Source organism: uncultured Amphritea sp. (assembly GCF_937127095.1).
In the GTDB taxonomy this organism is placed as follows: domain Bacteria; phylum Pseudomonadota; class Gammaproteobacteria; order Pseudomonadales; family Balneatricaceae; genus Amphritea.
Window position 1 is genome coordinate 44,098 of sequence record NZ_CAKZLP010000078.1, and the last position, 20,107, is coordinate 64,204.

At 50.5% G+C, this 20,107-nt stretch carries 18 protein-coding genes; 3 read left to right on the forward strand and 15 right to left on the reverse strand.

Going from position 1 to position 20,107, the window contains the following annotated elements; genetic code table 11:
- Positions 1–335: 335 nt before the first annotated feature.
- The gene (gene nadS / locus Q0499_RS20520; protein ID WP_299203734.1) at positions 336–641 is read left to right on the forward strand and encodes a NadS family protein; all 306 of its coding nucleotides are present in this window, start codon (positions 336–338) and stop codon (positions 639–641) included.
- 13 nt (positions 642–654) lie between these two features.
- On the opposite strand, the gene aroE is transcribed toward nadS, so the two are convergent.
- The 4 genes from aroE to Q0499_RS20540 form a co-directional block, all read right to left on the reverse strand.
- On the reverse strand, positions 655–1,527 hold the full coding sequence (gene aroE, locus Q0499_RS20525; protein WP_299203738.1) for a shikimate dehydrogenase: 873 nt from the start codon (positions 1,525–1,527) through the stop codon (positions 655–657).
- A gap of 44 nt (positions 1,528–1,571) precedes the next feature.
- The gene (locus Q0499_RS20530) at positions 1,572–2,369 is read right to left on the reverse strand and encodes an ATP-binding cassette domain-containing protein (protein WP_299203741.1); all 798 of its coding nucleotides are present in this window, start codon (positions 2,367–2,369) and stop codon (positions 1,572–1,574) included.
- A gap of 2 nt (positions 2,370–2,371) precedes the next feature.
- On the reverse strand, positions 2,372–3,451 hold the full coding sequence (locus Q0499_RS20535; RefSeq protein WP_299203743.1) for an ABC transporter permease: 1,080 nt from the start codon (positions 3,449–3,451) through the stop codon (positions 2,372–2,374).
- Positions 3,452–3,526: 75 nt separating this feature from the next.
- The gene (locus Q0499_RS20540) at positions 3,527–4,549 is read right to left on the reverse strand and encodes a sugar ABC transporter substrate-binding protein (protein ID WP_299203746.1); all 1,023 of its coding nucleotides are present in this window, start codon (positions 4,547–4,549) and stop codon (positions 3,527–3,529) included.
- A 446-nt stretch (positions 4,550–4,995) separates the two neighbouring features.
- Here Q0499_RS20540 and Q0499_RS20545 point away from each other — a divergent pair, with 446 nt between their 5' ends.
- Positions 4,996–5,883: a LysR family transcriptional regulator gene (locus Q0499_RS20545; protein WP_299203748.1), complete on the forward strand. Its 888-nt coding sequence runs from the start codon at positions 4,996–4,998 to the stop codon at positions 5,881–5,883.
- A 42-nt stretch (positions 5,884–5,925) separates the two neighbouring features.
- On the opposite strand, the gene Q0499_RS20550 is transcribed toward Q0499_RS20545, so the two are convergent.
- The 10 genes from Q0499_RS20550 to eno form a co-directional block, all read right to left on the reverse strand.
- The gene (locus Q0499_RS20550; RefSeq protein ID WP_299203751.1) at positions 5,926–7,197 is read right to left on the reverse strand and encodes a TRAP transporter large permease; all 1,272 of its coding nucleotides are present in this window, start codon (positions 7,195–7,197) and stop codon (positions 5,926–5,928) included.
- Positions 7,197–7,760 carry a TRAP transporter small permease gene (locus tag Q0499_RS20555; RefSeq protein ID WP_299203754.1) on the reverse strand — a complete coding sequence of 188 codons (564 nt, stop codon included), beginning with the start codon at positions 7,758–7,760 and terminating at the stop codon, positions 7,197–7,199. Before Q0499_RS20555 ends, Q0499_RS20550 begins: the two co-directional genes overlap by 1 nt.
- 76 nt (positions 7,761–7,836) lie before the next feature.
- Positions 7,837–8,826: a TRAP transporter substrate-binding protein DctP gene (gene dctP / locus Q0499_RS20560; RefSeq protein ID WP_299203757.1), complete on the reverse strand. Its 990-nt coding sequence runs from the start codon at positions 8,824–8,826 to the stop codon at positions 7,837–7,839.
- Between the two features lie 68 nt (positions 8,827–8,894).
- A complete protein-coding gene (locus Q0499_RS20565; RefSeq protein WP_299203759.1) occupies positions 8,895–9,878 on the reverse strand; it encodes a hydroxymethylglutaryl-CoA lyase in 984 nt (327 codons plus the stop codon).
- Between the two features lie 10 nt (positions 9,879–9,888).
- Positions 9,889–11,082 carry a CaiB/BaiF CoA-transferase family protein gene (locus Q0499_RS20570; protein WP_299203762.1) on the reverse strand — a complete coding sequence of 398 codons (1,194 nt, stop codon included), beginning with the start codon at positions 11,080–11,082 and terminating at the stop codon, positions 9,889–9,891.
- A 330-nt stretch (positions 11,083–11,412) separates the two neighbouring features.
- Positions 11,413–12,615, reverse strand: a complete 1,203-nt coding sequence (locus Q0499_RS20575; RefSeq protein WP_299203765.1) for a glycine C-acetyltransferase — start codon at positions 12,613–12,615, stop codon at positions 11,413–11,415.
- A gap of 38 nt (positions 12,616–12,653) precedes the next feature.
- Positions 12,654–13,679 (reverse strand): L-threonine 3-dehydrogenase, encoded by a 1,026-nt coding sequence (tdh, locus tag Q0499_RS20580; protein ID WP_299203768.1) that lies wholly within the window; start codon positions 13,677–13,679, stop codon positions 12,654–12,656.
- Positions 13,680–14,252: 573 nt separating this feature from the next.
- Positions 14,253–15,212, reverse strand: a complete 960-nt coding sequence (locus Q0499_RS20585; RefSeq protein ID WP_299203771.1) for a carbohydrate porin — start codon at positions 15,210–15,212, stop codon at positions 14,253–14,255.
- A gap of 264 nt (positions 15,213–15,476) precedes the next feature.
- Positions 15,477–16,442 carry a carbohydrate kinase gene (locus Q0499_RS20590; RefSeq protein ID WP_299203774.1) on the reverse strand — a complete coding sequence of 322 codons (966 nt, stop codon included), beginning with the start codon at positions 16,440–16,442 and terminating at the stop codon, positions 15,477–15,479.
- A 165-nt stretch (positions 16,443–16,607) separates the two neighbouring features.
- The gene (gene eno, locus Q0499_RS20595) at positions 16,608–17,903 is read right to left on the reverse strand and encodes a phosphopyruvate hydratase (protein WP_299203777.1); all 1,296 of its coding nucleotides are present in this window, start codon (positions 17,901–17,903) and stop codon (positions 16,608–16,610) included.
- A 402-nt stretch (positions 17,904–18,305) separates the two neighbouring features.
- On the opposite strand from eno, the gene Q0499_RS20600 reads away from it, so the two are divergent.
- Positions 18,306–18,878 carry a hypothetical protein gene (locus tag Q0499_RS20600; protein WP_299203780.1) on the forward strand — a complete coding sequence of 191 codons (573 nt, stop codon included), beginning with the start codon at positions 18,306–18,308 and terminating at the stop codon, positions 18,876–18,878.
- Between the two features lie 89 nt (positions 18,879–18,967).
- Here Q0499_RS20600 and Q0499_RS20605 read toward each other — a convergent pair whose 3' ends face one another.
- A complete protein-coding gene (locus Q0499_RS20605; protein ID WP_299203783.1) occupies positions 18,968–19,936 on the reverse strand; it encodes a carbohydrate porin in 969 nt (322 codons plus the stop codon).
- Between the last annotated feature and the right edge of the window lie 171 nt (positions 19,937–20,107).

The window sequence follows — 20,107 nt, forward strand, 5'->3', positions numbered from 1 at the left end:
ATGTTTACATTTATAGAGCTAAGCGGCTTCAGTAAACACAGAAAGGATTTACTGAGCGATGATGAGTTCAGCGAGTTGCAGAAGGCATTAATTGCAAATCCTGAATGTGGTAGCACCATTTCCGGGACCGGCGGATTTCGAAAGCTTCGATGGTCCAGGCCTGGGATGGGGAAAAGTGGTGGTGTAAGAGTGATATATTATAATTTATCTGTTCTCTCGGGGCGGTTATATCTGGCGCTTATTTATCCTAAGAATGAAGCCGATAACATCACCGATGTCCAAAAGTCCCAACTAATGAAAGTCTCCAGCAGGCTAAGATAGCGATGGAATCAACGATGAAAGATGACTTGTTTGCTGATCTTCTTCGCAGCGCTGAAGAGATGGTTGCGATTGAAAAAGGCGAAATAATACCCGACATGAGAGTGATACATCACTATGAAACACTCGATGTTAAAGCGATTCGTGAAGCATCAGGTAAAAGCCGCAAAGAGTTTGCCGATATTATTGGTGCTAGCTACGAAGCGGTTAAAAGCTGGGAAAATAAACGGAGAAACCCTACAGGTCCAACTAAAAAGTTGCTGACTCTGGTGAGAGAAAATCCTCGGCAGATGGTTGCGATTCTCGAACAGGAAAGTGCTTAACCGTATAAGCGGTTTACTCCGGGTTAAATATCTTCCTCAGCGCTGTATGCATTACTTCGGTGTTCACTGTGATACTGGTCCAGTAGTGGATGCCGATAGCACCCTGGTGTACCAGCATCTGCTGTCCATTGATGAATTTGCAGCCCTTCTGCTGAGCTGTTCGAAGCAGTGGTGTCATCGGAGGGTTATGGATGCCGTCGGCGACGACCATATTTGCAGTCAGTGTTTCCCAGTGAATATCCAGCTGTTGGTCGATATTCGGGTAGAGACCGATGGCGGTGGCATTGATGACAATGTCGGTATCTGCAGGCAGTGAAAAATCCCCATCCCATCTTTCGAATGTGGCAGTGGCCGGTGTTTTTTCGCCGATCAGTCGGGCCAGTTCTTCGCCTCGTTCACGAGAGCGGTTAACCACCGTGATATGAGTGACCCCGGCGAACGCCATCTCTACCGCGACAGCCCGGGCAGCACCGCCCGCGCCAAACAGAACCACCTGTGTTCCCTGTGGGTCGGTCACCTCCTTTAAGGCGTTTACAAAGCCACGGCCGTCGGTGTTTTCGCCGATATATTCGCCCTTGTCATTCCGTACAATGGTGTTAACGGCGCCGATAATCTCAGCAGATTGTCCCAGTCCGTCCAGGTGTTCGATCACCGCTACTTTGTGGGGGATTGAACAGTTGAAGCCAGCCCAGCCCATCGCCCGGGCACCGAGTACCGCGTTTTTAAGCTGCTCCGGTGAAACTTCGCAGTTGATATAGCGCCAGTCGAGTTGGTGATGCTGATAGGCCGCTTCAACCATGGCAACGGTGGGGTTCTCCATCGCCGGCATGGCAAATGAACCGGTCAGGTTGCTGAGAAAATTCTTATTCATCGGTGGTCTATCCATAAAAAAGGCCCTGATGTTTAGTCAGGGCCAAGGTTCAACTTTGTTCAGGCCGCGAATGCGCCTGCGGCATGTTCATGAGGGTCCAGCGCCCCGGTCATAATCGCCACCGCTTCCGACATAGTGTGGGTGTCCGGTCTGATCACCGCATGGCGTTTACCCAACCGATGGATATGGATGCGGTCTGCCACTTCAAATACATGGGGCATGTTGTGGCTGATCAAGACCACAGACAGGCCCCGGTCGCGTACATCTTTGATCAGATTCAGCACCCGGCGGGACTCTTTTACCCCCAGTGCGGCGGTGGGCTCGTCCATAATCACCACATGCTTGGCGAAGGCTGCTGAGCGGGCAACGGCTACCCCCTGACGCTGACCACCGGACAGTGTTTCCACCGCCTGGTTGATATTCTGAATGGTCAGCAGGCCCAGCTCGGATAGTTTCTGGCGGGCATTATCGTGCATCGCTTTCTTATCCAGCATGCGGAAGACCGTGCCCAGAATGCCCGGACGCAGTTGTTCACGGCCGAGGTAGAGGTTATCGGCGATATCCAGTGATGGCGCGACGGCGAGGTTCTGGTAGACGGTTTCGATACCGGCATTACGGGCGTCCATCGGGCTTTTGAAGTTCACCGTCTCATTATCCAGTTTTACTGTGCCTCGGTCGGGTACCAGAGCGCCAGAGAGGGCTTTGATCAGTGACGATTTACCGGCACCGTTATCACCGATGACGGCCAGAATTTCACCTGGATAAAGGTCGAAATCTGCACCATCCAGGGCGGTGACATGGCCATAACGTTTTACCAGTCCGCGTGCTTGTAATACTGTAGCTTTCTCAATATTCATGATTACACTCTCCGAATCCACTGGTCCATACCAACGGCGACTATGATGAGTAGGCCGACGGTAAATTCCTGCCAGAGCACATCGACTCCTGCCAGCGCCAGACCGTTACGAAATACCCCGACAACCAGGGCGCCAATGAGTGTGCCAAAAATAGATCCACGGCCACCGAACAGACTACAGCCGCCGATAACCACCGCCGTGATACTGTCGAGGTTTGCGGTCATACCTGCTTGCGGGCTGACCGAACCGATGCGGCCGATCAGTGCCCAGGCAGCAATGGCACAGATAGCCCCGGCGACGATATATACGGACATTAAGATACGATTGGTGCGGATACCTGCCAGACTGGCTGCGCCCGGATCATCACCAGTGGCATACACATGCTTGCCCCAGGCGGTCCAGTTGAGTGCGTACCAGATAAGGGCAAACAGCGCGAGCATCAGCAGTGAGCCGTAAGTGAGCTTGGCACCAAACAGCTCGATGGTGCGTCCGGTCCAGTGCAGTAGTGGAGCGGTTTGTTCAATCGCCTGTGAACGAATGGTTTCGCTTTTGGAATACCACAGGTTCAGGGCAAAAAAGATGTTCCAGGTGCCAAGGGTTACGATAAAGGGTGGCAGGCGGAAAAGAGTCACCAGTAAGCCATTGATATAGCCTGCGAGTGCGCCGGTAGCGATGCCGATCAGTAGTGATATCTCTGGGGGTAAACCTATGTCGATCGCCATCTTACCCATGACGACGGATGTCAGTACCATAATGGCACCGACGGAGAGGTCGATACCGGCAGTTAGGATGATCAGGGTTTGGGCTATGCCCAGAATGCCGATGATGGTCACTTGCTGAAGAATCAGCGACATATTAAAGGGGGTGAGGAAACGATCGCCTATGATCAGGCTGAAGACGATGACTGCCAGCAACAGGACGATAGCAGGTGCAGCGGTTGGATTGGCGTGGAAGAAGCGGTGTCCTTTTTCCACCAGGGAAAGTTTCTCCGCTTCAAATGAAGCAACTTCACCACTTGCAGAAGCTGCGACCAACTCGTGATCAGCTGTCTCTGTTGTTTTTAATGTGCTTGAGTTAGCCATGGGACTCTCCTGGTATTACTCTGAAACGAGCAGGGTGAAACCACCCTGCTGTGGTGTTGCTTTATGCGTCGGGTTTTAGCCCCAACACATAGTTAAACCTTCAGATGAACTCTTGGCACCGATATGGCTGACTGGCTTATCGGTAATCAGCTCGACGCCGGTATTGACGAAATCCAGACCTTCGGTGGTCTGAGGCTTTTCGCCGGTGGTGGCAAATTTGAGAATCGCATCGACGCCCATTGACGCCATCCGCAGTGGGAACTGCATTGAGGTGGCGCCGATAACGCCGTCTTTCACGTTTTCAACACCGGGGCAACCGCCATCGACCGAGACAATCAGTACATCATCGGCACGGCCAGCAGACTTCAGTGCTTCATAAGCGCCTGCGGCAGCCGGTTCGTTGATGGTGTAGACCACATTGATCTCCGGGTCTCTTTGCAGCAGGTTTTCCATCGCCCGACGACCGCCTTCCTCAGCACCGCTGGTGACATCGTTGCCGACAATACGTGGATCGGTTTCGTCGCCGATGCGGTTGGGGTCATTCAGCTCGATACCGAAGCCTTTCAGGAAGCCCTGATCACGGGCAACATCAACAGTGATCTGGCTGCTGTTCAGATCCAGCATCGCTATTTTAGCGGTTGCAGCTTTATCACCCAGGGTTGCGGCAGCCCATTGGCCGATCATCTCACCGGCTTTAAAATTGTCAGTGGCAAAGGTGGCATCCGCTGCGGTGGCAGGGCTTAACGGTGTATCCAGAGCAATTACCAGCAGGCCGGCTTCACGGGCACGTTCGATGGCAGGTACGATACCTGCGGGGTCGCTCGGGGTAATCAGAATGCCTTTAGCACCAGCAGAGATCAGGTTTTCAACCGCCTGCACCTGGGATTGATTATCACCATCAAATTTACCGGAGAAAGTACGCAGCTCGATGCCCATCGCATCCGCTTTCTCTTGTGCACCCTGGCGCATTTTGACAAAGAAAGGGTTGGTATTGGTTTTAGTAATCAGGCCAACGACCGGCTTATCCGCTGCCATGGCGAAAGGAGCAGAGAGGGCGGTGGCCAGCATAATGGCTTGAACAATTGATGACTTTTTCATGGCGAGCTTTCCTTTTATTTTTATCTTTGTGTTGTTCTTTCTGGTTTCGTAAAACGGAGGATTTTAAATCCGTTGTTCATCAGTCCTTATGAGCAACGATATCTCTGAATGACGTTGCTCTGCTGAATCTCAGTGTCTATTTAAAAGGAGGGGAATTAACGGGGAATTTCTGCTGTGTGTCATCGCGTTAACAATTGAAATATTGCGCGGTATTTAAGTCAGGCACTGAGGTTGGAGTAAGCTCTTTTGATCGGATAGCGCTGCTTGAGGCGTGATCTGAAAAAGGCGCGATGATGGCTGAACTTCGCCTGAGCCGTCGAACTGGCTCTGGGTGATCCCATTTTTAATAGTCGGTAAGGGTTTACTGTTGACAAAATATCTATCTAAAGCCAAGGTCGATGAATAACATCGTCTTCCTGTTGAAGGTCACTATAGGGTTTTTAAGTATGCGTCTTGATCCGACTTCGCTTCGTTTATTTGTCAGCGTGATCGAAGAGGGTTCGATTGCCCGGGCGGCTGAAAGTAATTTTATCGCTGCGTCGGCGATCTCTAAAAGGATTAGTGAGCTGGAGCAGGTGCTGAGTACGCCTTTACTGACGAGAACCAATCGAGGTGTCGTTGCTACTGAGGCGGGCAGCGCACTGTTGAAACGATCACGGGATGTATTGCACCAGCTGGATGATATCTTCAGACATATGAGCGAATACTCCGATGGTTTACGGGGTAGCGTACGCATGGTCGCCAATATCTCGGCTATCAGTCAGTTTTTGCCCAATCAGTTACGTTCATTTCTGGATATGTATCCACAGGTTCAGATTCATCTGGAAGAGAGGATCAGTAGTGAAGTACTGCGTGATGTTGGCGAGAGTATTGCGGATATCGGCATCGTCACCAACGCCCCGAGTGATTGCCAGAATCTGATTATTTACCCTTATAAAACCGACCATCTGGTGTTGATAACACCCCAGGGGCATCCGCTTGCGGAGAGTAAAGATATCTATTTTACCGATACGCTCGACTATGATTACGTGGGGCTGCACACCGGAAGCGCCATCAATAACCAGATGTTTGAAGCCGCATCTAAGTTAAGTCGATCACTGCGTTTGCGTATTCAGGTTACCAATTATGAAGCGCTTTACCGTATGGTCGAGTCCGGCCTGGGTATCGGCCTGATGCCTCTCAACATAGCCAAACCCTATATCAAAGCCAGAAGGATTAAAGCGGTTAATCTGCAAGATGAATGGATGTCCCGGGAGCTGCATATCTGCATACGTGATTCAGATCATCTGCTGGATGCGGCCCGCCATCTGTTAAATCATCTGCGGACTACCTGAAAGCAGCGAAGAGCCGCTTTCAGGTTGCTATTCTGAGGCCTGTCAGACGCCATAGGGCAGGTAAAGCGCCAATGAGGGGATAAAGTAGACAGCGAACAGACAAACTATCATCAACAGGATAAATGGCCAGACTCCTTTTACCACTTCCGCTGAAGAGCCCCCCGACACCGCTTGTATGACGAACAGGTTTAAACCTACTGGCGGTGTAATCAGAGCACACTCAATCATGATAACGAAGATAATGCCGAACCAGATCGGGTCGATCCCCATTGAGGCCAGCGAGGGAGATAGCACCGGAACCATGATCAGCAGCATCGATATTGATTCAAGAAAGAAGCCCATAATCAGCAGAACAAAGCAGACCGCAGCAATGAACAGACCAATCTCGGATATATTCTCACTGACCATAATGGAGATATCCTGGGGTATCTGATACAGCGTAATTGCCTTACCAAACACCTTCGCACCGGCTATGATCAGGAAGATGGTGATGGTGGTTTTCATCGTTTGCATACTGGCTTCTTTAAACTTTTCGAAGCTAAAGGTACGCATCGCGAGGACGATCACTAACGAGAAGGCAACCCCGACACCGGCAGATTCTGTGGGGGTGAAAATACCGGTATAGATGCCACCGATAATAACAATCGCCAGCATTACCGTCGGCAGGGCGCGCAGGCTGGCGCGGTTGCGTTCGGCCCGGGACGCTTTTTCGCAGGGAATATATTGTTTGCTGAAGCGCGAATACATAAAGCTATAGAGAATAAACAGGCCAGCCATCAATAGCCCTGGTACCACTCCGGCGAGAAACAGATCGACAATGGATTCCTCCGTTATGACGCCGTATACAATCATCGGGATTGAGGGTGGGATCAGAATGCCCAGGGTCCCGCCAGCCGCGATCAGACCATAGACAAAGGGGCGCTCATAACCGCGATCTGTCATCTCTTTTATGGCGACACTACCGATAGTGGCGGCGGTGGCAACCGAAGAACCGGAAATTGCCGAAAAAATGGTACAGGAGGTAATGGTGGCGATGCCCAAACCACCTGGCCAGTGGCCAACCCAGCTTTGTACTGCGGCAAACAGATCACGACCTATGCCGCCCTTGAGTAGTATATTTGACATCAATAGGAACAGTGGTACCGATAGCAATACAAAACTGTCAAACGAGGAGTGCAACGCCATGGTTGCCATCATCGGTGACAGATCGGCCCATAACAGCATGGCCAGTCCCATGCCGCCCAGGACGAATGCCACAGGGATACCGATTAACAGTGCCACAATAAGAATAAAGAGAATGATCATGACGGTCATCAGGCAGAAACCCCTTCTTTATGTTGCTGCTCTCCTGAGAGGACCAGAAAAAATTCAGTTATCGCCTGAATGGTAAGCAAACCAAAGCCACAGGGAATAGCTGCTTCCGTTGTCCATGAGGGCAGACCAAGCATGCTGGCTGAGGCTGATCCCTGGATGATTGATTCATGTAGCAGTCGGTAGCCATAATAACTACAGACTGCGGAAAAAAGAGCGATAGTCAGCAGTGAAGTACACTCCGCTATCTGTGATAAACGCGGACCCAGCCTGGCGTTGAGGATATCGATACGGATTAGCGCCTTGTGCTGTAACACCCAGCTTGCACCAAGGCAGGTTGCCCATATCTGGCACAGCAGGGAGATGTCAGCAGACCAGATAGTAGGTGCAACAAAGATATACCGGGCGATGACTTCATAGGTAATCAGCGCTGCGATCAGAACGAAAAGAAAAGCCGATAGCTTTCCGCACAGGCTGACAATCTGATAATTAACACGCACCCACCATGAGGGGTGATGGGCCCGGTTTACAGTATCGTCAATATCTTCCAGTTCGATATTGGACATATTTATTTACCTCAAAGTGATTCAGGCAAGAGCGGAGCGAGCGGTTTAACCCGCTCACTCCGGTATAGCGATTGAATTATAGGCTTTCAGCCGCTTCAATAACCTGTTTGCCTAAAGGTCCTGAGTTGTCCATAAAGTTTTGCAATACTGGCTTGGTTTTCTCGCGCCATGCGGCGACATCTTCGTCAGACAGATGAATCACCGTCATTTTCTCTTCAGCATCAGCAATAGCATCGATTTCAATCTGCTGAATCTTATTACGCAGCTGAAGTTCTACTTTCTGCGCGGCTGCAGTAATAATGGTCTGCTCTTCTGGCGACAATTTCTTCCAGAAATCTTCGTTGATGATGGTGATGAACTCAATATCGGCATGGTTGGTCAGGGTCAGGTAATCCATCACTTGATAAAGTTTACGTGGGCCAACCGCTGATACCCCGGTCATCCCCGCGTCGACCGTACCTCGCTGATAGGCCAGGAACTGCTCAGAACCGGCCATGGTAACCGGTGCGCCGCCGACCGCTTTGGTAAACTCACCGAGGGTTTTACCAAACACACGTACCTTCATACCTTCCATATCTTCAGGCAGTCTGATCGGTTTTTTCTTGGAGAGCAGTGCGACACCGCCATAAGCGTTCCACCACAGCGGGCGAGCACCGGTTTCAATAATCGCGGCGTCAAGCAGAGAGCGAACCGGGCTGCCAACTTTGGTGGCGGCAACCACTTTTTCCTGATTTGGGAACATAAATGGGATGTAGAACACATCCACTGCCGGGATAGTGCCTGCCAGTTGAGCCAGACTCATAACGCCCATTTCAATGGCACCAGAAGTGACGGCCTGATGCACTTCGCTGTCTTTAAATAGCTGTGCAGACGGGAATATCTGAACATTGATCCCCCCGTTTGAGTTCTTTTCCACTTCATTCTTGAAGTCGACAACATTCTGACCCAAATGGTGTTTAAGTGGTAATTGCAGGGATAGTCGTATCGTTGTTTCCGCCAACGCCGGAAATGCTGCGGTACATGCACCAATCAGCATGACGGTACGTAAAAAGCTCTTTACTCTCATGATAGATTCCTTTTTGTTATTAATATCTATTGTGTTACTCAGGGTGTATTAGGCGACCAGTTAAACACCTAAAATGGTTTCGCTGCTGCCAGCGTTTGTTTATTCTCTTTTAGCGCCAGTACCGACGCCGGTATGGGGCGTGTCTCAGTACGAATACCCGCCTTCGCAACCTGGCCGGGCAGGTCATGGCCCAGCAGGTCGGGCAGTTGTTTCGCTAACGCGATTAACTGCTGCAGATCGACCTGGGTATCCAAACCGTTTGCTTCCAGCATATGCACCAGATCTTCAGTGCAGATATTACCGGTAGCTCCCGGCGCATAAGGACAGCCTCCGATGCCGCCCAGGGACGCATCGAACTGATTCACACCTGCACTCAGGCCTGCCATGACATTGGCTAACCCCATACCTCGGGTATTATGCAGATGCAGAGTTACCTCGGTTTGCGGAAAACGGCTGCGAACCTGGGTGCACAGGTCATAGACTTGCTGAGGGGCAGCCATACCTGTGGTATCACACAGAGAGATGCTCTGCACCCCTGCCTGAAGGTAACGCTCAATCAGGGCAAATACTTTATCGGTTGATAATATCCCCTCAAAAGGACAACCGAAGGTGGTCGCCAGAGAGCCGTTGATACGCATGCCACTGGGCGAAACCAGATCGCAAATCCGCTTAAACTGACTCAGGGATTCCTCGCAGGTCATGCGCATATTCGCAAGGTTGTGGTTCTCACTCACCGACATCGCCAGGTTGATCTCATCCGCTTTGCAGGCCATTGCTCGCTCAGCGCCTTTTTCGTTGGGCACCAGAGTGGTGTAAAGCACCTGAGGATTACGGATAATGCGCTGCATCACCTCTTCGGCATCCCGCAGGTTGGGAATAGCTCGTGGAGAGACAAACGAGGTGACCTCGATCTTATTCAGTCCCACCAGAGACAGACGGTTGATCAGCGCTATTTTATCTTCGGTGGGCACGAAGTTGGCTTCACTCTGGAAGCCATCACGGGTGGCCACTTCGTTGATCAATACCTGGGCTGGCATGGTCGTATTAAACATATCGCCGCTCCTAAATTACGCCTTCAGCTTTCAGCGCATCAATGCTGGCATCATCAAGGCCTAAGTGTTTCAGTACTTCGGCGGTATGCTCCCCAAGCTTGGGACCCAGCCATTTGGTGGTGCCGGGTGTGGCACTTAGTTTGGGCACGATACCGGGAATAGAGATCGATTCGCCATCGGGCAGACTGTGTTCACAGATCATGTCTCGAGCACGAAAATGGGGATCGTTATAGATATCCTCAGCATTGTTAATGGCGCTGGCGGGAACCTCCGCTTCTTCCAGTACGGCCAGTGCCGCTTCCAGCGTATGCTGACGGGTCCAGTGCTCAATGATCTGGTCCAGCTCATCACAGCGGGCGGCCCTGCCATCGTTATGTTTTAACCCCGCATCATCGGCAAGATCCTGTCGACCGATTGCCACCATAAAACGGTTGAAAATACTGTCGCTGTTAGCTGCGATAACGATATAGCGCTCATCAAGGGTAGGATATGAACTCGAGGGCGCAATGCCGGGCATACTGGCGCCGGTGCGTTCGCGAATAAAGCCAAACATACCGTATTCCGGGATCAGGCTTTCCATCACCCCTAATACCGCTTCGGTTAGGGCGACATCGACATACTGGCCTTTACCGCCATTGACCTTGAGGTGATACATCGCCGTCATTGCGCCGATTACACCGTAAAGTGAGGCGAGTGTGTCGCCTATACTTACCCCTGCACGCACTGGTGGACGGTCTGGGTAACCGGCCAGATGGCGCAAACCGCCCATCGATTCGGCGATCGCCGCAAAACCTGGACGGGGGGCATAGGGGCCATCCTGACCATATCCTGAGACGCGCACCATTATGAGCGAAGGATTGATTGCCGAGAGCTGTTCCCAGCCCAGATTCCACTTTTCCAGCGTACCGGGGCGAAAGTTCTCAATAACAATATCGGTTTCAAGAATGAGGTCGTGAATGATTTTTTGCCCTTTTGGGCTTTTCAGGTCTATGGTGATAGATTTTTTGTTGCGGCTTTGGGTATACCACCAAAGTGAGGTGTCTTTGTACATTTTGCGCCAGCGACGCAACGGGTCACCGCTACCGGGAGGTTCTACTTTGATCACTTCTGCACCGAACTGGCCGAAGATACTGGCAGCATAAGGGCCAGCAATCAGGGAGCCTAACTCCAATACCCGAACCCCCTTGAGAGGTTCTTCAGTCATGCCAGTATGGGAATCCTTCGCAGTTGATGATTTATCATGATCCACGAGTGCTACTCCTCTGCTTTTATTATATTTTTCAGCAATATTGAGGGCAAATTAAGGATTTAAGAAGTAGTAAAATATGGGGTAGCCATCTCTTAAAGAGATGGCTGGAGTCTGTCTGAAAAGGTTTGATGAGCGAGTTTGAACGCTAACTTAGCCTCTTAGCGACATCTGATGGTCTAGTCTGGCTTGAGGCGTGATCTGAAAGAGGCGCGATGAAGGTTTAACTCCACCCAAAGTCATAGATCTGACTTTGGGTGGGCGCTCAATAATTGTGTGACTGGAATCTTATAGACCCATTTCAGTTTTGACCCGGCCAAACGCTTCAATGGCAAACTCAATATCATCCCGGGTTAATGCAGCGGACATTTGCGTCCGAATGCGGGCTTTTCCTTTAGGTACGACAGGGTAAGAGAAGGCGACGACATAAACCCCTTGTTCTAACATAGCGTTAGCAAACTGACCTGCGACTTTTGCATCGTGCAACATCACCGGCACAATCGGATGCTCCCCTGGTAGCAGCTCAAAACCCTGTCGCTGCAAACCGTCCCGGAACAGGGCGGTATTGATAACTAACTGGTCTCGCAGGTCGCTGGATTCGGTGATCAGCTCAATGGCCTTTAACGCGCCTGCCACGACAGGAGGTGCCACCGTGTTGGAGAACAGGTAGGGCCGTGAACGCTGACGTAAAAGCTCAACAATTTCGTTGCTGGCACTGGTATAACCGCCGCTGGCGCCTCCGAGCGCTTTCCCCAGGGTGCCGGTGATAATATCCACCCGATCCATACAGTTGCGGTATTCATGGGTGCCCCGACCACCGGCACCGATAAAACCGGTTGAGTGGGCATCATCAAAGTGAACCAAGGCATTGTATTTTTCCGCCAGATCGCAGATCTCATCTAAGCGTGCGATATAGCCGTCCATCGAGAACACGCCGTCGGTGGAGATCAGTTTGAAACGTGCGCCGTTTTTGTCAGCTGCTTGCAGCTGCTGTTCCAGGTCGGCCATATCACTGTTGCGGTAACGATACCGCTTCGCCTTACACAGGCGGATGCCATCGATAATACTGGCATGGTTCAGTTCATCGGAAATAATGGCGTCATCTTCAGTCAGCAGGGTTTCAAACAATCCCCCATTGGCATCGAAACATGAGGGGTAGAGAATAGTGCTTTCCATACCGAGAAATTCACTGAGCTTATTTTCAAGCTGTTTGTGCAGGGTCTGGGTGCCGCAAATAAACCGGACTGACGCCATGCCATAGCCCCATTGCTCTAAACCCACTTTGGCTGCTGCGTTTACCTCTGGGTGCTGAGCCAGCCCCAGATAGTTGTTAGCGCAGAGGTTGAGCACCTGTTTTTCGGGGCTGGACTCCTGAGCGACGCCAACATGGGCGCTCTGTGGCGAGGTGATCAGGCGCTCTCGCTTAAACAGACCCGCGGCCTCGATCTCTGCCAGTTGCAGCGCTATATGTTCCTGAAACTGATTGTGCACAGTAGTTCTCCCGGTTTAATAAAGTGGCTGATTAACGATTAGTCCCAGTTGAGAATAACCTTACAGGCCTCTCCGCTATTCATGGCATCAAACCCTTTCTGGAAATCGGTGTAATCGAAGCGGTGGGTAATGACGGCGGAAATATCCAGCCCTGATTCAATAAAGACCGACATTTTATACCAGGTTTCATACATCTCCCGGCCGTAAATACCTTTCAGGGTCAGCATATTGAAAATCACCTGACTCCAGTCGATAGCCACTGGATCGGCGGGAATACCTAATATAGACACCTTGCCACCATGACACATATTGCTCAGTAAGTCCTGAAACGCCGCGGGGTTGCCCGACATCTCCAGGCCAACATCAAAGCCTTCGGTCATCCCCAGTTGTGTCTGCACAGTGCTTAGATCTTGTTTAGACACATCCACTGTACAGGTTGCGCCCAATTTTTTAGCCAGAGCTAAACGCTGAGGGTTGATATCGGTAATCACCACATGGCGGGCACCGGCATGGCGACAAACGGCGGCGGCCATGATGCCGATAGGTCCCGCGCCGGTAATGAGAACATCTTCGCCCAACAGATCATATTGCAGCGCAGTGTGTACCGCGTTGCCTAACGGGTCAAACAGTGCTGCCACATCGAGATCGATTCCGGGACGATGTTCCCATACATTAGACATCGGCAAGGCCAGGTATTCGGCAAACGCGCCCTGCCTGTTCACCCCCACACCGCTGGTATGTGAACAGAGATGGCGACGGCCAGCCATACAGTTGCGGCAACGGCCACAGACCACATGGCCCTCGCCGGAAACGATCTGTCCAGGATGGAAGTCATTGACGTTAGAGCCGACCTCAACGATCACGCCAACGAACTCATGGCCGATGACCATGGGTATGGGAATGGTTTTTTGTGCCCAGCTATCCCAGTTATAGATATGCATGTCGGTACCGCAGATGGCGGTGCGCTTTATTTTGATCAGGACATCGTTGATGCCGATAGTCGGAGTGGGGACCTCTTCCAGCCATAAGCCGGGTGCAGACTTCATTTTTACCAACGCTTTCATGTTCAAATACTCACTTCGCAATTAAGCGTGTTTATCAATAATTATGTTTAAAAAAACCTCGATTGAACAACGGATTTAAGCAGCATTTCTCTAGAGTTTTTAAGCTAATATACCCAAGTGAGATAGTACCCAGAAGCTAGGTTATTCAGATCAATGGGGCGTTTTTATTAATGGAGCCTTGATGACCGTCCAGCGGGTGGTAAAAATCTGTCTTCTTCATGTTTTGTGTCGGCGTTTGTTATCCCTCTGAATGTATTCTAGTTAAGCAGCCTGCCTTTCGCCCGGTTATAAAAATAGTAATGGATGATTCAGGCCTGTTTTCGCCGTGAATACGACGGGTATCGTCCTTTGTATAATTTCTTCAGCTGGCCAATCACCGGTATAAGGGAGAGATAGTTGATCTTTTTTCAAGGCATGAAAAAACCGGCATCAGGGTAAGTGAGTGCCGGTTGTTACTGACGAGAGCGCAGTCAGACACCCGAAGGGGGAGGGTGGCCGATGCGAAGCTCAGTTTTTATTTAAACGAGCTCTGTAAAACGAGCTATCTGAAACGAGCTCTGCGAAACGAGTTGTTTAAAAGGTGTAGTTGAAGCGTACCCGGGCTGCAGTGGTTTCATCGTCCACAACATTTGATGCGCTTGAGTAGGAACCAGCAAAGGTGACAGTTGCTTCCTGAATACCAAACAGAGGCACTGAGTAAGCGACATAGGTGGTGGTTACATCCGGGTCAGGACCGGTTGCGTTATCTTCTTCTGACAGAATCACACCGGCCCCAAAATTGCCGTAGGTCAGGTTGGCGACATAGGAGTTAACTTTCTGGTCGGTGTTGTCATCTTCCAGGCGGGATGCCGCGATATTGACGTTAGCGCCGGACAGATCAAAATTTGCTGTTAATGCATAACCGGTTTGATCGACATTGCCGCCAGCGGTCAGGTCGTAGTTAACGCTCTCAAAGCCTGCGGTCAGGCTGAATCCGTCTGTACTCCAGGTGACGGAAGGACGGTAACCGGATACAGCGGTACCATTATCGCCGGCGGTATCGTCATCACCAAAAATAGTATCCAGTTCAAACTTCAGGCTATCAGAGGCTTTAAAGTGCAGAGCTATCTGACCACCATCATCCCCGGCAAAACCACGCACTTTATTTGCCTCGTAAACCGATACACCACCGGCATGGGCAATTAGCGTATCTTTACCCAGGGGGAACAGGTTGATCGCCTCGAAACGGCCGATCTGCGCATTCCAGCTGCTGTTGCCCAGCTGAATATAGGCATCACGCACCACCACATTTTTATCACCGTCGGTTGTCAGACGCACGCCGCCTTTCGCGGCGACAAAGTAATCACCGTTTTCACGTTTTGAGGCGACATTCAGTTCGACAAAACCGTTCTGGTCATAGGTTGTGGATGAGGCTGCGGTATCAACCGCATCGGTATCAAGTTCAAGATTTGCATCAAACGCGAGTTGTGCCTGAGCGGTACCGGCTAACGCACAGCCAAGAATAGCTGAGGTCAATAAAATGGACTTTTTCAACGTGATTCACCTTTTCGTTTTATTATTTTCAGATCCGCGTCTAACGGGCGATGCAGGATCGCCCGACGCAGATTGCTATTGAAAAGGTTTAGAATTAACGTCCGATTTTTGTTTTTATACGGTCTGTTAATAATTGAAATACTGGATGAAAGTGTGTCGGAGCTTGTTTGAGATGATCTATATAAAAAAGTCCCGATAAAACGATGTTTATCAGGACCTTTTGGGACGCTTTTGTCTGCTCGCAGAGTATCAGAAAATCGAGGCTTATAACGGCAGGTCGTTTATGCCGGGGAGTGAGGTGAAGGCACCTTTGTGGGACACCGCGTAGGCACCGCAATGGGATGCGAATCGTAGTGCTTTTTCTAATCTGTCCGGCGTGTTCAGCAGCGTATTCAGTTCACTATGCTTGCAGTCCATCGCGGCAAGCTGATAGATAAATCCACCAATAAACGCATCTCCCGCCGCGGTGCTGTCCACCATTGATACTTTGGGTGGGGTGACCGTCCCGCTACTCTGCTGGCTGAAGTAACGCAACGGGTTACCGCCATCGGTCAGCAGAACCAGTGACACACCGCTATCCAGTAGTCGCTGTAACACTTCATCCTGTGAGGTGCTGGCCGCGAGAAAGTTCATCTCATCCAGACTCAGCTTGACCATATCGGCCAGCGCCAGTGCCTGCCAAATGGGTGCTGTCGGGTCGCTGCCTGCTGGCCATAAATTGCAGCGCAGGTTGACATCAAAACTGATCAGAAAACCGGCTGCTTTCGCTTTTCTTATCCCCGCAAGAGTCGCCTCTCTGATCCCGATTGCTGTCAGCGTATTGGAGCAGAAGTGAAAGATGCCCGCATCCGCAAACCAGTCATCCTCAAACTCATCCGCTGTAAATAGCATATCGGCAGAGGGGTTGCGGTAGAAGGTGAAACTGCGCTCGCCTTCTGCATCCAGTGAGACAAACGCCAGTGCGGTGTTTGCTGCGTTGGTATTCAGCAGGTAATCGGTATTTACGCCGGCTTCATGCAGCGACTGGCGCATAAAAATACCAAACATGTCGGTGCCAATTTTTCCGGCCATGTAACTGTTGCCGCCGAGTTTTCCCACGGCGGCAGCGACATTTGCGGGCGCTCCTCCGGGGTATTTAGCGAACTGTTCAACTCCGCTGGACGGGTTTTCACTGACCTGGCTGGAGAGCATGTCGACCAAAGCTTCGCCAAAAGAGATGACCTTTAGCATGGTTGTGTTCCTGAACGGTTATTTGGGAAGGGGGGTGGCAAAAAAACGGTCCACTACCCTTATTATAATGTCTCTATTTAAAAGCTCGTACGTTAACCGTAAATGTCTGAGGAGTTAACGCCCGTTAACAATTGTAATCACGCATCACTGAATCAAGGATCTGGACTATTGTCCGAAAATTTCACCACGACCGCGATAGGGCGCGGCATCCTGCAGCACTTCTTCTATCCGTAACAGGCGGTTGTATTTGGCGACCCGGTCGGAACGGCAGAGTGAGCCGGTTTTAATCTGACCGGCACAGGTGCCAACCGCCAGATCTGCGATAGTGGTATCTTCCGTTTCGCCGGAACGATGGGAGATCACTGCACGATAACCCGCCGTCTGGGCCATACTGATGGCGTCCAGGGTTTCACTCAGGGTGCCGATCTGATTAAACTTGATCAGGATTGAGTTGCCGATCTTCTGATTGATACCGCGCTGAAGTATTTGGGTATTGGTGACAAAAAGATCATCACCTACCAGCTGAACTTCACTACCCAGTTTCTCTGTCAGGTAAGCCCAGCCTTCCCAGTCAGATTCATCCAGACCATCCTCAATTGATACAATCGGATAGTGTTGAGTCAGTTCGGCCAGGTAATCGCTGAAACCCTGTGAACTGAATGACTTACCTTCGCCGCTGAGCTGATACTCGCCATCACGATAAAACTCAGACGCGGCACAGTCCAGTGCCAGAGTGAAGTCTGTTCCCAGTGAGTAGCCTGCCTGTTCAACCGCTTCACGAATCACGATCAGCGCTTCCTCGTTGCTTTGCAGGTCCGGCGCAAAACCACCCTCGTCGCCCACGGCGGTACTTAGCCCCCGCGCCTGAAGCACTTTTTTAAGTGAATGGAATACCTCAGCACCCATACGCAAGCCTTCACGGCAGGTGGGGGCAGAGACCGGCTGAATCATGAACTCCTGAATATCAACCGTGTTGTCGGCATGCTCACCGCCATTGATGATGTTCATCATGGGAAGTGGCATGCTGAACACGCCCGGCTGCCCATAGAGAGAGGCGATGTGTGCATAGAGAGGGCGGTTCTGATCTGCTGCGGCTGCTTTTGCCGCGGCCAGAGAGACCGCTAGCGTCGCGTTGGCACCAAGGTTAGATTTGTTTTCGGTATTGTCCATCTCAATCAGCGCCTGATCCAGCGCGCGCTGATTACGGGCGTCAAAACCTTTGAGCACAACCGCGATCTTTGAGTTGATATTATTAACAGCGGTTAGAACCCCTTTGCCGTTATAACGACTTTTATCGCCATCTCTCAGTTCCAGCGCTTCTCTTGATCCGGTGCTTGCCCCTGAGGGAGCGCAAGCGACTCCGGTCACGCCTGAGGCCAGTATCACTTCGGCTTCAACGGTTGGATTACCCCGTGAGTCGAGGATCTCCCGTGCAACTATCTTCTCGATGATACTGGTCATGCTGATGGTCTCCTGGGGGTTATTTTCGTGAATAATTATTTTGTAAATATAACGTATATATTATTAAAATTGAATTGATTTATTGATATTTATAGGTAATAAAACGTATATATTGCTGTTTATAGGCTTTGGCTCATGCTAAATACCGAACGGTTCTAATAAAACACACAGGTTTCTACGGATTTTCAGTCTGATCTCATGTTTAGCGCATATCCTTTATAGGACGTCTCTTATCAGGTCATTGATCACTCTTTGCAAACGTCAGAGTTTGTAATGGTCTGTCAGTATCAATACTGCTTTAGGGGTCTGCCCGGGTCGGGCTCGCCGTGGTAGTGATGAGGGGCGTTTATCCGGGGGGACAGGCGGACTACCCTCCATATTCCGAATCTCGGGAGTCAGGTTATGAATAAGTTTATTGCAGATCTGCTGATGCTGCCTTTATTGGTCATTATTCCATTGCAAACAACGGCTGCGGTAGGGCCGGAAAGTAAAATAAGTGAGCTGTACCAGGATCGTTTTTACCATCCGGTGGTACCGACGGTGCCGTTTTATGTGCATGCTGCTAACGGTAAAGGATCAAAAACTGTCTGGGTTAAAGTCCCTGATATTCGTTACTACCGTGATAACGACGGCGATCTGATGTTTTATGCAGGAAACACCGAGGTCTGTAGTGAGTTTTCTATCACCGGTAGTATTGGGGACAGTGATCGTCGCTGCGTGTCATCTGAAACGGTGCCGCTCATCAGACCTGCAGAGTATAGCTATCAGTACTGCGTATTTCGCACGGATGGTGATTGTGGCCGATATATAAAATCGGACAGTGTGTATCCGCTTAAATATCAGATTCCCGTCGTTAAGCGAATGGCGGAGTCTGACAGTTTTAATTATGCCAACGTGGTGTTTACCAAGACCGTCAAACTGAGTCACTGTACTGAGTGTGAAGCGATGGGGTGGACGGTTCCCAAAGTGCATTAACAGCGGAAGACATCGCTGTGCTGAGGTAAAACTGTGTGGTGCGTGGGTCCGGAAGCCGTGAAGGGGGACAACGACCGGACCCATGCAGTTTAAGCGGGTTTAGAATGTGTAATTGAACCGTACCGGGCTGCGGTGGTTTCATCGTCCACAACATTTGATGCGCTAGAGTACGATCCGGCAAAAGTGACAGTTGCTTCCTGAATGCCAAACAGAGGCACTGAGTAAGCGACATAGGTGGTGGTCACATCCGGGTCAGGACCGGTTGCGTTATCCTCGTCAGAGCGAACGACACCGGCCCCGAAATTACCGTAGGTGACGTTGGCCGCATAGGAGTTCACTTTCTGATCGCTGTTGTCATCTTCCAGACGGGATGCAGAAATATTGACGTTTGCGCCGGACAGATCAAAATTTGCCGTTAATGCATAACCGGTTTGGTCCACATTGCCGCCAGCGGTCAGGTCGTATTTAACACTCTCGAAGCCTGCGGTCAGGCTGAATCCATCGGTACTCCAGGTGACGGAGGGGCGATAACCTGATATTGCGGTGCCATTATCGCCGGCGGTATCGTCATCACCAAAAATAGTATCCAGTTCAAACTTCAGCCTATCAGAGGCTTTGAAGTGCAGGGCGATCTGGCCACCATCATCACCGGCAAAACCGCGCACTTTATTTGCCTCGTAAACCGATACACCGCCAGCATGGGCAACCAGCGTATCTTTACCCAGTGGGAACAGGTTGATCGCCTCGAAACGGCCTATCTGTGCATCCCAGCTGCTGTTGCCCAGTTGAATATAGGCATCACGTACCACTACTTTGTCATCACCATCGGTTGTCAGACGCACGCCGCCTTTCGCGGCGACAAAGTAATCACCGTTTTCACGTTTTGAGGCGACATTCAGTTCGACAAAACCGTTCTGGTCGTAGGTGGTAGAGGTGGTTGCGGTATCAACCGCATCGGTATCGAGTTCAAGATTTGCATCAAACGAGAGCTGTGCCTGTGCGAAACTTGATAAAGTGCAGCCAAGAATTGCGCTGGTAAGTAAAATTGACTTATTCAAAGTGAAACCTCTTACGATTATTATGTTTATTTTTCGTATTTTTATGTTTATCAGTTTTATTTTATAATCTGATGTAGGTTATTAAATAGGAGGTGTGTTTGTTGAACAAATACAAAAATGATGGATGTTATGTATTTTTTTGACTATGAATTTTGCGTGTACTTTTATGTA